General features: G+C 44.3%; 8 protein-coding genes. 5 read left to right on the top strand and 3 right to left on the bottom strand.

Annotated features, from left to right (window positions below):
• Positions 1–3: 3 nt before the first annotated feature.
• Positions 4–1935 (bottom strand): 1-deoxy-D-xylulose-5-phosphate synthase, encoded by a 1932-nt coding sequence (dxs, locus tag AABK40_RS08540; protein ID WP_332919082.1) that lies wholly within the window; start codon positions 1933–1935, stop codon positions 4–6.
• A gap of 314 nt (positions 1936–2249) precedes the next feature.
• On the opposite strand from dxs, the gene AABK40_RS08535 reads away from it, so the two are divergent.
• From AABK40_RS08535 to AABK40_RS08525, 3 genes are all read left to right on the top strand, one after another.
• Entirely contained in the window at positions 2250–2981 is a 732-nt protein-coding gene (locus AABK40_RS08535; protein WP_332919083.1) for a segregation and condensation protein A, read from the top strand.
• Positions 2982–2984: 3 nt separating this feature from the next.
• Positions 2985–4046 (top strand): lysylphosphatidylglycerol synthase transmembrane domain-containing protein, encoded by a 1062-nt coding sequence (locus AABK40_RS08530; protein ID WP_338396765.1) that lies wholly within the window; start codon positions 2985–2987, stop codon positions 4044–4046.
• Between the two features lie 76 nt (positions 4047–4122).
• On the top strand, positions 4123–4473 hold the full coding sequence (locus tag AABK40_RS08525; protein ID WP_332919085.1) for a carboxypeptidase-like regulatory domain-containing protein: 351 nt from the start codon (positions 4123–4125) through the stop codon (positions 4471–4473).
• Positions 4474–4506: 33 nt separating this feature from the next.
• On the opposite strand, the gene yaaA is transcribed toward AABK40_RS08525, so the two are convergent.
• Together yaaA and AABK40_RS08515 are read right to left on the bottom strand one after the other, a co-directional pair.
• Complete coding sequence (yaaA, locus tag AABK40_RS08520; RefSeq protein ID WP_338396764.1) at positions 4507–5274, bottom strand: peroxide stress protein YaaA; 768 nt, start codon at positions 5272–5274, stop codon at positions 4507–4509.
• Between the two features lie 101 nt (positions 5275–5375).
• The gene (locus AABK40_RS08515; protein ID WP_338396763.1) at positions 5376–11009 is read right to left on the bottom strand and encodes a T9SS type B sorting domain-containing protein; all 5634 of its coding nucleotides are present in this window, start codon (positions 11007–11009) and stop codon (positions 5376–5378) included.
• Positions 11010–11235: 226 nt separating this feature from the next.
• On the opposite strand from AABK40_RS08515, the gene AABK40_RS08510 reads away from it, so the two are divergent.
• Positions 11236–12297, top strand: coding sequence for a PorP/SprF family type IX secretion system membrane protein (locus tag AABK40_RS08510; protein ID WP_338396762.1), 1062 nt, complete (start codon positions 11236–11238; stop codon positions 12295–12297).
• A 105-nt stretch (positions 12298–12402) separates the two neighbouring features.
• Positions 12403–13665: a M48 family metallopeptidase gene (locus tag AABK40_RS08505; protein WP_338396761.1), complete on the top strand. Its 1263-nt coding sequence runs from the start codon at positions 12403–12405 to the stop codon at positions 13663–13665.
• Positions 13666–13676 lie beyond the last annotated feature (11 nt).

The following is a 13676-nucleotide window of genomic DNA, read 5'->3' as shown; positions in this document are numbered from 1 at the left end:
CCTTTAAATTAATTGATTTTGAGAGGTGGGCACCAACTCAAGCATTTCACATACAGTGGCAGCAATACCTTCAGCATCAAAACCACACTCTTTGTGTAACTCTTGTTGCGTACCGTGTTCTACAATGGCATCTGGAATACCCAGACGTTTGATTTTTGCGTGATATTGGTGATCGACCATAAATTCATAGACCGCAGACCCAAAACCACCCATCAGGCAACCGTCTTCCACCGTGATTACTTTGTCAAATTTTGAGAACACCTCGTGAAGCATGGCTTCGTCAAGGGGTTTTACAAATCGCATATCATAAACGGCAATGTCGGCATCTTTCTTCAGCTGCGTTGCCGCGGCCAAAGCATAATTACCCACCGGACCTACGGACAAAATAGCGATATCATTTCCTTCTTTAACCGTCCGACCTTGTCCAATCTGAATTTCTTCCATCGGTGTTCTCCAGTTTGGCATACTACCTTGCCCTCGAGGGTATCGGATAGAAAATGGCATGGCATTCTTCTTCAGTTGCGCAGTATACATCATATTGCGCAATTCCTGTTCGTCCATTGGTGCCATTACCGTAATGTTTGGAATGCAACGCATAAAAGCCAAATCATAAGCACCGTGGTGTGTTGGCCCATCTGCACCCGCAAATCCCGCACGGTCAAGGCAGAAAATCACATGCAAATTCTGAATACAGACATCATGAATCACCTGATCATACGCCCTTTGCATAAAAGTAGAATAGATATTGCAAAATGGAACCGCTCCCTGTGTGGCCAAGCCCGCAGAAAATGTAACGGCATGCTGTTCAGCAATACCAACATCAAAAGCACGATCAGGAATTTCCCGCATCATGATGTTCAAAGAACAACCCGACGGCATGGCAGGGGTAATTCCCATAATTTTTTCATTTTCTTTGGCCAGCTCAACTAAGGTATGGCCAAATACATCCTGAAATTTTGGGGGTTGTGGATCCGTAATGATTTTTTTGCGGATTTCGCCCGTAACCTTATCAAAAGTTCCTGGGGCGTGCCATTTGGTCTGATCTTTTTCTGCAGGAGCATAACCTTTCCCTTTGGTGGTCATGACATGCAATAATTTCGGGCCTTTGATATCTTTCAGATCCTTGAGGACGGTAACGAGATGATCGAGATCATGCCCGTCAACAGGCCCAAAATAGCGCAAATTGAAAGACTCAAAAAGATTGCTGTGGCGCATGAAAAACGCCTTGGTGCTGTTCTCAATTTTTGAGGCCAGTTCTTGCGCATTAGGTCCAAATTTGGAAATTTTGCCCAGCAAATCCCAGACCTCATCTTTTACTTTATTGTAAGTTTTTGAGGTCGTAATATTAGTCAGATAGTCGTTCAGTGCCCCTACATTAGGGTCGATCGACATATTATTATCATTAAGGATAATCAATAAATTGGAGTCTTGAAGATCTCCGGCGTGGTTCATGCCTTCAAAAGCCATTCCGCCAGTCATGGCTCCATCGCCAATTACAGCAATGTGATGACGGTCGTCTTTGAATTGATTATTTGCAACAGCCATTCCCAAGGCCGCAGAAATAGAGGTAGAGGAGTGGCCGACCCCAAAGGTGTCGTATTCGCTTTCTTTGCGTTTGGGGAATCCCGAAAGCCCTCCGTATAGTCTGTTGGTATGAAATTGCTCACGACGGCCAGTCAAGATTTTGTGTCCGTAGGCTTGATGCCCCACATCCCAGATCAACTGATCTTTTGGGGTATCAAAGACATAATGCAAAGCGGTAGTCAACTCAACGACTCCAAGGCTTGCACCAAAATGCCCTCCATAGACCGAAACATTATCGATAATAAACTGGCGCAACTCATCACGTACCTGATGGAGCTGCTTGTTATCGAATTTCTTTAGGTCCTCCGGACTGTTGATTGTTTTTAATAGTTTACCTGGCTCTATAAGCATAATGAATTATTTTTCCTTGCCCGACTAAGCGAGCAATTTATAAATTCTCAGTCCTAAAAATTAAGTGGACTTGAACATACAAAAATAGGTGATGTTTTTAGAATGTACTAAATTAGGGCAAGAAATCCTCGATGAAAGTTTTTTATCGGTTAATTTCTTTGCTGAAAGCCATAATCACTTACTTTCTTACATCTTTAATTACTTGTTTAAAATGACTGTTTATCTGGCAAGTTGCTGAAAATTGTCTTTGGAGTGATAAATTTGTAGGTCTTCTGCGGTTAAATTTTATTCACGGTTATAATTTACGATATCTTTTGTCTTTCGAAATTAAATTACCCTTGTTTGAGGGACCCTTCGATTTATTACTATTTTTTATCCAGCGCGATGAGCTGGATGTACATGATATTCCGATCGCAAAGATCACTGCCGACTTTTTATCCTACCTCGATGCGATGAACAAACTGGACGTGGAGTTGGCTTCCGATTTTATGGTGGTGGCCGCGACGCTGATGCGAATAAAATCCAAAATGTTGTTGCCCCGCCCAGAGCTTGATGAGCAAGGGGAGGAGATCGACCCACGGGAGGAATTGATGCAACATTTGCTGGCTTATAAAAAGTATAAATCTGTTATGGAAGATTTCCGTAAGATGGAGGAGCGGGAGCTGGGCAAGCAAAAGCGGGGGAATATCATCGCCGAGCAGCAGGAACTGGCTTCTGAATACGCCACGGAAATGGAGATGCACAATCTTGATATGTATAAATTATTGAAAGTTTATCAGCAAGTGATGCGCAGAAAGGAAGCCCAGGAGGAAGAACACGTACATCAAATTACGCCTTATGATTATACCATCTCAGGTCAAAAGGAATGGCTGCTGAGCCTGCTGAAAGCGGAGGGTAAGCAAAATTTTGAAGAGCTGTTCATGGCAGTGGGTAATCGTATAGGGATGATTTTCACGTTCCTGGCCATCTTGGAATTGGCACAGTGGCAGGAGTTAAGCCTGACCATCGGTGCAGGATTTAACAGTTTTTGGGTTGAACCTATATAAATAATGGAAATTTCTAACAAGAAAGCATTTTCGACGCTTAACCCGAATAAAATATGGATTCCAGTGTTGATCGGACTGGCAATTTCTGTTTGGTTATTTCTTTCAGATGATCACGTAAGTGTGGAAAACCTGCAAGTGTTGCTGCAACCCTTGTCGGTCTTTTCCCTCGTGCTTGCCGTGATAGTAATTCTTTTTCGGGATGCGGGATACATCTATCGTATTCGGACCCTTACGGGGAAATCACTCAGCTGGACCTCCTCCTTTTATGTCATTATTCTTTGGGAGTTTTCGAGTGCCGTTACGCCTTCTGTTGTTGGAGGCAGTGCGGTGGCTGTTTTTATTCTGATGAAAGAAGGCCTAAGTTTCGGGCGCGCGCTGGCTTATGTGATGCTGACGGCCATTCTGGATAATCTGTTTTTCGTCGTTTTCGCCCCATTGGTGATTGTCCTTGCTCATGGGAGTATTTTTGATGGCATTACGACCGATGCCCTGGGGAAGAGCCTACCCGTCATTTTCTGGACTTCCTATTCCTTGATTGCCATTTATACTTTGGTCATGTCTTTTGCTTTATTGGTGCATCCAAGAGGCTTCAAGTGGCTTTTATTGAAAATCACCAGTTGGGGATTTTTAAGGAGATACCGTGCCAGGGCCAATAAGCAAGGTGATGAAATGATCCTTGGCGCCAAAGAATTGATTGGTAAGCCTGCAACTTATTGGTTTAAAGTGGTGCTTGCTACGGTGTTTGTATGGGTTGCCCGCTACCTGATGCTCAATGCGGTGATGGGGGGGTATGTTCTGCTGAGCATTAAGGAACACCTGTTTATTTTTGGGCGACAGCTGATCATGTGGATTGTCATGCTGATATCACCCACGCCAGGAAGCAGCGGTACTGCGGAGTATTTTTACGGGCTGTTTTTTCAGCATTTTCTGGGCGAGTTTACTTTTGGTACCAGCCTGTTGTGGCGGCTTCTGGCCTATTACCCTTACTTGTTTTTGGGGGCGGTATTTCTTCCACGATGGATTCAGAAGGTGTTTTTCGACCGAAAAAAGGGGAATCAAAAATAGGCATACTTGCTTGAATGCCTATTTCATGTTTTCTTTGTAATGATTTTTAATATTATTCACTACATAGCGTACAACGATGAAAAAGTTAGCTTTTTTTCTATGTTTTTGCTTGATGGGTATGATGGCGCAGGCACAGATTATCAGCACACAGGTAAAAATGACCATTTTGGATAAAAATGGTAATCCCGTAGAAGGGGCGAAAGTAACCCTTTATAACAATGAAGCCGATTACACCAAAAATATAAACCCCATTCAGGAAACACAGGTTTCTGACCAAAAAGGACGCGTGACCTTCAAGAAACTCGACACAAAACGCTATTATGTGCGTGCTGAAAAGGGTGAGATGAGCAATCAATGGGGAGCCGATTATATCGAAAAGCTGATTCATCACCGCATCAATAAGGTGAATGTGATTATAGAAGACTAAAAAAGAACCTGAGCCGAAAGACTCAGGTTTTTTTTATCCGCGGGTAAATACCCATTCATTACCTTTTGACAGCGATGGATTGAACTGATAGCCATCGGCATCAAAAGCTTTGAGCTCTTCTGCGGATTCAATTTCATGATCAATAATATAGCGCACCATTTTCCCCCTTGCTTTCTTGGCAAAGATGGCAATCACTTTATAGTTGTCGCCTTTTTTTTCTTTAAATACTGGCGTAATGATGGTCGCCTCCACTAATTTTTTCTTGACGGCCTTAAAATATTCATTAGAGGCCAAATTAATTAACACAGGAGATTTCTGCGCTTTAAGGTCTTTGTTGAGTGCTTTGGTGATCCTGTCATCCCAAAATTCATAAAGGTTATTTTTTCCTTTTGCAGGCAGCTTGATCTTCATTTCCAGGCGGTAGGGCTGAATAAGGTCAAGGGGCTGAAGGTAACCATACAGGCCAGAGAGGATTCTCAGGTGTTGTTGAGCAAACAGAAGATTTTCATCGCTGAGGGATGAAGTATCAATGCCTGTATACACATCACCCTTAAAGGCCAATAATGCCTGACGGGAATTTTCGGTATTGAAAGCGGGCTGATAATTCTGGTAGCGGTCAAAGTTGAGCTCTGCCAGATTGTGGCTGATGTCCATTAGGCTCATCAGATCTTCTTTTTTATATTTTTTTAGGGCACTGATCAGGTTTTCCGCTTCTTTGGGGAAGTTTGGCTGAGAGGCCGTTTCAGTTCTGATATCGATAGTGAAATCCTGAGATTTGGCAGGAGATATTATTGTGATCATAGTGTTATTGTTTGTGCAAAAATAAAAAAGCGAAGGGAATTATCGGTTCCCTTCGCTTATTATCTTTATTGAAAAAGACCATGTGTTATCACTGAAATTGATTATCTGATCAGCAACACACTTCCTCTTTTTTCTTCAATGGGAGAATTTTCGGTGATGCTTCCAAACCTGACCACATAGGAGTATGCGCCAGCAGGCATCTCTTTGCCCGAACGGTCGAAGCCGTCCCAACCATCTTCTTTGAAGGTGATATAATCATCAGATCGGAAAATTTTCTCTCCCCATCGATTATAAATTTCAATGACAAACTTATTCGGGTCGAGATTTTTCTCATACTCCACGGAGAATATTTTCCCTCGCTCCGCTTTGTCCCCTGTAAAGTTCCCTTTTGGTGCGAAAGCATTTGGGAAAACCACCGTCGGGGTACATCGGTTGATGACATTGAACACCATGGTGGCGGGGCAACCCGCAGCGTTGTTGAAGGTTCCTTCTATCTGACCGATCAAGTCCTCGTTTTCATCGATCGGAAGTGCAGGTTCAATACTGATGACATTATTATTGTCTAAATTAAACCATTCGTAAGTTTCAAACTTTCCAGGATAAATCACGGAGTCCAATGGGATTTGCTCATCGTCAAAGAAACAATAAGCAGGGTTGATTCCCAACACCTGTGGATTGATCAGGGTTGCTTTCAGTTCAAGAATGTTGAATGTAGCGGTATCTTTACACTGAGAAGCCGTAGAAGTAGCAATCAGGTAAACGACAGAGTCAGCGCCGGTGTAATTAATCGTGTTCTCGCTATCGTTCAGTTTGTTGCCATTAGGTAATATGCCTTCGAACCATTCATAACTCAGTTCCTCATTGAATTTGGAATCCGTATTGGATGCCACATTGATGGGTTCATCAGACCCTTCACAGCGTGTTTTTCCTGTAAGTGCCAAACCAATTTTTTGTGCAATCTCAATATTTTCGGTTTTCTCAGTTGTACACCCTGTGGCTTTATCCCTTGCCGTGATGGTGTAATCACCAACTTCCGCATTGACCGTGGCGATGAAAGTGGCGCCTTGTGCAACAATATTATTCAGGGGATCTTTCCAGGAGTAACTATAATCTGGCTGATCGGCTGTAAGGGTAATTTCACCGTCACATTTGTCCCCCTGACGGTCGATGTTGAAATCTTCAGGACCAGCCGAAATTTCGACAGGAATTGATTTGCTCACTTCACACTGATTACTTTTTACGGTTACCATCAGCGAGTCGGCATTTTCATTGGTCAGGAAATTCTCGCCATCCTGAAGCACAATCGTACTGTTGTCTGGGAGGTAAGTCCCGCTGAAGGTGGAAGTGGCTGAGAAGTCACTGCCTGAAGCGCTCACATTAAACGCTACACCCTGTGTGTCAATACACCCTTTGAGGTCTTCAGAAGATAAGGCCAAATTTAGGTCGGGTTCTTTTAATTTGATGCCTTCGGCTGACTGGCAGCTTGGCGTGGCCGTTTTAAAGGCGACCACCTGATAATCACCAGGGTTTGTTGCCAAGATATTGTTGATCGCAACGATGGTGGAATCTCCTGTGGTTACATTTTTGAGCGCAATGGTATAGGTGCCGGGGTCTGCTAATCCGTTAATGGTAATCTTTCCATAGTTTGCACTGCTACAATTCTCCTCGATGGATAATGTAAATGTGATGTCGTCGTTGCCAATGTTGACCGGTACAACGGTTTCGCATTTGTAGAGATTATCCGTAAGGGTAGCGGTATAACCTCCAGATTCAGCCTCGAAAGTTACTGTTGAGGCCGAAGCCTGTGTCTGATTTACGGCATCAGGACTCCAGAGGAAGGTCAATCGGTCAAAAGGAATATTTCCCTGTTGAAATACAGCTTCTCCTAAATCCCCACAACTTGTAGCATCGGTAATGGTTGGTTCTTCATCATAAATATCGACCACTTTAATAGCTGCACTGATCTCGACCATACAGGTCGGGTCGTCAGGGTCGGTCACTTCCATATAGTAAACAAAATCACCAGGAACATCGGTATCCACCGGGAAGGTGTTTTTATTTTCCTTCGGACCATAGTTAGGCGTGTTGGCAGGGTTGTTCTCTACCGCCCACCGGTAGTCGTATAAAACAGAGATACCTGAACTCAGAATAACATCTGAGGTGCCTTTACAATAGGTGGAGTCGGGGAAGCCAGCATCTACGAGCGGAGATTCAAAAAAGACTTCCTTCTCCGCAAGGCAACCATTGGGATCTTCTACCTTGATGAGGAAAAATTCATTATGGAAAAGTTCATTTTCAGTATCTACCTGAATGGTGTTGGTATCAAAAACTGGGAGCCCTCGGTTTTCCCAGCTGATAGAAAACCCAGTGTCATCACCAATAAAGGCAGTAAATTCTTTGTCCTGACAAATTTTCTCGCCATCAAGCACTCCCCACTGATCGTCAGGAACGGCAGGGTTGATCGTGATGGTGTCGGTTAAAACAGGGTTGAAACTGTAATTTCCAGTACTGCAATGGTTTTTCCAATTGACGATGTAGAAATAGGTGTCGGCATTGGCGTAAAGGTGTGTTGCTTCCGTGGTGGAATCAATCACGGCACTGTTACCATCGCCGAAGCTCCACTCAAGGGTGTAATTTGGTGCGGTGGTATAGTAATCCCCCATGTTTAGGGAAAAAGTGGCCGAATCTCCAAGGCAAACATCCTCCGCTTCAAGGGATGGTTCGCCTCCCGATCCCGATCCGCCCTGTAAAGTAAATGCCGGCAGTCCCAGTTTGCTGTTTGAATCCAGGGTGAGCTGACTATCTGAGATGGTCAGGTTAAGTTGCCCACCTTCTGTGAGGCCTATACCATTGATCTCTTTAAGGGTCGTGCTGTTTTGATTGGCAATATAAATAGTGTTGTTGGGTGCTGTAGATATTTCTCCAATCGTTCCGCCAGCATCCGAGGTGGTTTTGATGATGGCATTGATTTGCTCTGCTTCGGATTTCAGCTCGTCTTGTGCATTTTCCCTGAAAATAGGGTAGTCGAGACTTGCCCCAAAAACTTTGGAGTTTCCATTGCCTTTCAGGGAAACCATCACAAAATTTCCATTGAATTCAAGACCGTAGGCTTCGAGTGCATCTTCTCCCAAAGGAACAGCAATTGGATTGTAAAGCATATCTTCACCAACAGTAGGGATATAGGCGGGGGCACTGTCGCCAGTAACCAAGGTAGAATCATAATCATTCAGCTTGGGGTTTAAATCGAAAAGATCCAGGTAGTTTTTTCCGTCGTTTTCATCTTTAACGGCGAGGGCCACCTTTGTAACTTGACCAACATCAGGAATGTCGAAAATCCCAATTTCACCGTAGTTGACCAATAGCTCGTCGGTATGGCTTCGGCCAACAGAGCTGATCACGGGATTACCGAGCCCTTGCGCCGAAACGGGGAAAACACGAAAATTACTGTTGTTGTACTCATGAGCGATCAGGTAATTATTATCGCTGATCAGTCGCCGTGAAGCACTTTCCATCAGCAGAATATCATTTGCAATCGCCTTAATCACAATGGAGCGGGTGTTTTGGTCGAAAGTTGCAATATCAATTAAGGAGTAGCGTACCTCATATTCTCGGCTTTCCGCAGGGGTGTTGTCTTTCTTTTTGGTGGCGAAAACATAATATTTGGTGTCGTCTTCTGGAACAGGAACCACAGCAACAGATGACCCCAACTGGGCATCTCCACCAATTTTCAGGCCGGTCACTTCTTGAAAGTTGGTGCCTGAGGTATCCGTAGCTATCCACAGCCTATCACCGTCAGTAACAAAAAATGCCCGTCCGTTGGCATCATAAACGGTTTCTACATCATCTTCAGCGCTCATGTTTAAACCTTCAGCCGTGATGGGTTGTGGTGCCTGATCGCCAAATTTGTCTGTATTAAAATCCAGCCCAGGTGTATTTCCAAAATACCACTGGCCGATATTGTCCATTTGCGTGGTGTCATTCACATAGCCACCGCCATCTTCCTCTTTGATCATCCTGACCTGTACCGTTGCAGTTACATGGCAACCGCCGCTATAGGCTTTTACCCAGTAATTGCCTGGATCCATAATGCTGTCGCTCGGGTTTTGGCTTCGATTATACCAATACACCGCATCAATATTGCTGTCATTGGCCCAAGCAACAAAAGGCGGTGCACACATCAGGGTATCCTGTACATATCTCATCCCTACGGCATTTCCACCGCCGCCACCGCCTTGGCCTCCTCCGCCTTGTTGCTGGCTCAGGTCTTGACTGGTGTCTTTGATAATGCTGTTCTCATCGAGCTCATTCTGCGCGGTATTATAAGTGCCACCTCCAGTGTAGATCACGCCGCCAACCTCTACCGCAATGTTTGCATTGCCCGAGGGGGCATCCTGTGGCGTGAAAGTGGGGATTACTCCGGCAATACCAATGTCGTCCAGCCAAAAATAGTTGTCGGCACTGATGGGTGCACCGTTGCGCGTAACTTCAGCATGTAATTGATTTTTTTGTTTATCGCAGATGGTTTCGTCTGTTGGGATTAAAGCGACCTGAATGTTCTCAACACGTGGAGGGGCAAATTGCGGAAACTGATCTGCATTATTGGATACCGCACTGCCATTGCCAAAAGTGTGGTTGATATCGATGAAACGATCGATGATCCGGCCGTCGTCTGTGGTGCGCAGTCGGCCGAGCTGATTACCACCATGTAGAAAATAGATGAAACCATCGGGCCCCATCTGAATCCCCTTAATATTGTTTGCGCCTGTTCCTTCGAGGATATTGTTATAATTCCCATTGCTGACCATGGCGTTAATGTCCACCTCTAAAATAGCATTGTCCGCACTAACAAGCAGGGTAGAGTCATTCGCCCATTCGGTGTCATAAAAACTGACTGCATCCCTGTTGAATACTTCCTCGTCGGCTTTGGAGATCAGCTGATCTGCACCGATAGCAGGATCCACCTCAAACCAAAAATCAGCGAAGAAAATATTATTTGCTGACAGGGGAGTGAGGGCGATTTTACCGGCAATAAAGATCGTTAGCGGTTGCCCTGAAGGGTCGGCAGGGTTTGGAATTTGCTTGGTGGTGGGTGGTGTCCATTCAAAATTTTGGAAGGTCGCACCGTAAGTTTCAGTTCGTTCTAATTCGTTTAGATTATCTGAAATGTCAAGCAAGGCCAATGAGCGGTCCGTGGTGTTTTGTATCAGCAGATACAGGAGGGTGTTGCCTTGCGCCACCTGAGAAATAACCGTCATGGCAGGGCCTACATTGGTTTTGATAGGCGTTGCCGGGTCGAGCACAGGAGCGGAAGCCGTATTGGTGGCATCATCAATTGCTACGCGATACTGGTAAAGGTTGCCATTGTTATTGACCCAGAACAGGTAATCAGCCCCAACATTTCCATTTTCAGGCGCCGAGACCACCCGCTGATTGTTGTTGGTGGATTTCTGAGGCAGGTTCACGGTTTGTGTGGCTCCGGAGGCATCCCTGTAGAAAAAGTTTTGCCCATCGGTATAGAAATACCAGTCGCCAGTAAACCCATCAATGGCCACGGAGGTGTTTCCCGAGGTGTTGAGGGCGTTGATATTTTGCGGCGCCTGAGGGAATTGTCCTCCTTTGGAGAAATCCCATTGCTGGTTGTGAAGAAACCAGTGGCGTTGGCTTTGCCCTTGTGCATAGACAAATGAGGGGATCATCAGTAAGGTGATGAGCAGGTGGTATAGGCGGATGTTCATGTAAAAATCGTGTAATTCGTTCAATTAAGTAACGAAGGTTGGCGGATTATGGTATTAATTGAAGATCTGAAATGTAAAAATAATCATTAACATTAAGGAATGTAAAGTATTTTTTTTCTTATTGTAATCTGATTACAGATTAGTTTTCATTCACAGAGCTATTATCTTTGTAAAAGGTTTTTAGGAGGGGATTGTCTTTTACGGACATCAATCTCGTAAAAATATCATGCCCATCAACTTTAATTCTATGTTGCTATTGAAGCCTCTTCGATATCTTTTTTTGTTCGGCCTTCTAATTTGTGGGGCGTTTTCAGCCCATGCCCAGGATCCGCAGTTCAGCCAGTTTTATGCGGCTCCGCTGTACCTGAATCCCGGATTTACCGGCAATACCCAAATGACCCGTTTCGGTCTAAATTACAGAAACCAGTGGCCTTCATTGCCCGGGAGTTTTGTAACTTATTCCGCCTATGTTGATCATTATATTGATGATTATAACAGTGGGATTGGATTGCTGGCCGTTGGCGACCAAATAGGGCTCGGCTCGGTCAGTTCAAACATGATCGCCATGACGTATGCATATCAATTGCCGATTTCACGAAATTTATCTTTTCGCCCGGGAGTGCAGCTGTCTTATACCTCACAGAATGCCAATTATTCTAATCTGGTATTCGGCAGTCAGATAGATCCGGGTACGGGAGAGATTTTACCTCCGGGGCAGGGGATTGACCCCTCACTGACGGGGGTGAATAATGGCTTTATGGACTTGGGGCTCGGGGGAGTGCTTTATTCGAAAAGTGCCTGGCTTGGGGTGAGTGCCTATCATTTACTGCAACCCAATCTTTCCGCAATTGATAATTCAGACGATAAATTACCGATGAAATTCAGTGCTCATGGTGGGTACCGCTTTGTGATCAGTAAAAAAGCGGGCCGCGGGTACTCGGCTCGGGATTATGCCATTACGCCAACTTTTCAGTACAAATTACAAGGGAAATTTGATCAGCTCGATTTAGGGTTGTATGCACATCTTTCGCCCATAGTTCTTGGGCTTTGGTACCGAGGGATTCCCGTAAGAACGACCGGTGATCATAATAATAGCGATTCGATGGTGGGGCTTGTAGGTTTTGAGTGGAATGGATTCAATTTCGGTTACAGTTATGACTATACCATTTCAGGACTGTCAAGTCGTTCGGGTGGAGCACATGAAGTATCCGTGACTTATGTGGTGTTTTTGGGCGATAAAAGAAAGCCTGCAAAGCACATCCGACAGATTCCTTGTCCGGCTTTTTAAGTGAAATGTGATTTAAAAAAACGATAATTTCTTTTTTGATCTATTGATGTAATAAATTTTGAAGTAATTTGCTCAAAATTTATCAAACTTTTTGTCTTGTTCTTTATGGATGCCTTTTTGTTGAAGTGGATTATTGTTGGGGTGCTCTTGTTTAATTATATCGTAGAGAAGTGGCTTTCGTGGTTGAATGGTCGTCATGAATTACAGCAAGTACCACAGGAGCTTGAAGGGCTATATGACGCCTCCGAACGTCAGCGGGCATTGGCTTACCATAAAGCATTGAAACAGGTCGGCTTCTGGTCGGGACTGCTTTCGCTGGCCATTACACTTACGGTGATTTTCACTGGCCTTTTTGGTGACCTGATCGCACTTATCCATCAATATACCGACAGTGCTATTTTAGAAACACTTGCTTTTTTTGGCATTATCGCGATCTTTTCCGACATTATTTCTTTGCCGTTTGAATGGTATTCTACCTTCCGTATTGAGGAAAAGTATGGGTTCAATAAGATGACCCCGAAAACCTTCTGGCTGGATAAACTCAAAGGCTATATCATCGGTGGTCTGCTGGCCGGCGCTTTGGTGTCGTTGTTGGTGGCTTTTGTAGAAGGTTATGGTACCGCTTACTGGCCGGTGTTCTGGTTGGTATTGGTGGTGTTCCTTTTTACTATGAATGTGCTTTACCCGACGGTAATCATGCCATTGTTTAATAAGTTTACACCGCTTGAAGATGGTCAGCTGCGTTCTGCCATCACCAATTACGCCGCTTCGGTTACCTTTCCTTTGCAGAATATATTTGTGATGGACGGCTCCAAGCGATCTACGAAGGCGAATGCTTTCTTTGCCGGATTGGGGCGTTTCAAAAGATTGGTATTATTTGATACGCTGATGAACGAGCTGGAAGAAAAAGAAATTGTTGCGGTATTTGCCCATGAGGTTGGCCATTTTAAAAAAGGACATATTTATCAGGGTTTTTTGCTGGGTGCCATTCAAATGGGACTGATGATTTTTCTGTTCTTTTACATGGTTACTGAACCCGTATTCACCGAAGCAATGGGTGGGCAGGGATATGCGATTGGTATTAATTTGTTTGTATTCAGCCTGCTGTTCTCTCCGCTGAATTATATCCTTGGTTTTTTCAGCAACCTGTTGAGCAGAAAAAATGAATACGAAGCAGATGCCTTCGCAACGCATACCCATTCGGGTGATGATTTAATTTCAGGTTTGAAAAAAATATCAACAAAAAGCCTGAGTAGTTTGAATCCCCATCCATATTTTGTAGCATTAAATTACTCTCATCCGCCGTTACTGTACCGAATTCGGGCAATAAAGGCGGAGGAAAATAAAAAACAACTTACTCAACCCTAATAAAAAAGAGA

This window comes from Persicobacter psychrovividus (assembly GCF_036492425.1).
Classification (GTDB): Bacteria; Bacteroidota; Bacteroidia; order Cytophagales; family Cyclobacteriaceae; genus Persicobacter; species Persicobacter psychrovividus.
This window is presented reverse-complemented; position numbering and strand designations above follow the sequence as displayed.

Coding starts and splice junctions, on each gene's coding strand:
- dxs (WP_332919082.1), bottom strand. CDS start 1,935: ATGCTTATAGAGCCAGGTAAACTATTAAAAACAATCAACAGTCCGGAG.
- AABK40_RS08525 (WP_332919085.1), top strand. CDS start 4,123: ATGAAAAAGTTAGCTTTTTTTCTATGTTTTTGCTTGATGGGTATGATG.
- AABK40_RS08505 (WP_338396761.1), top strand. CDS start 12,403: ATGGATGCCTTTTTGTTGAAGTGGATTATTGTTGGGGTGCTCTTGTTT.
- AABK40_RS08515 (WP_338396763.1), bottom strand. CDS start 11,009: ATGAACATCCGCCTATACCACCTGCTCATCACCTTACTGATGATCCCC.
- AABK40_RS08530 (WP_338396765.1), top strand. CDS start 2,985: ATGGAAATTTCTAACAAGAAAGCATTTTCGACGCTTAACCCGAATAAA.
- AABK40_RS08510 (WP_338396762.1), top strand. CDS start 11,236: ATGCCCATCAACTTTAATTCTATGTTGCTATTGAAGCCTCTTCGATAT.
- yaaA (WP_338396764.1), bottom strand. CDS start 5,274: ATGATCACAATAATATCTCCTGCCAAATCTCAGGATTTCACTATCGAT.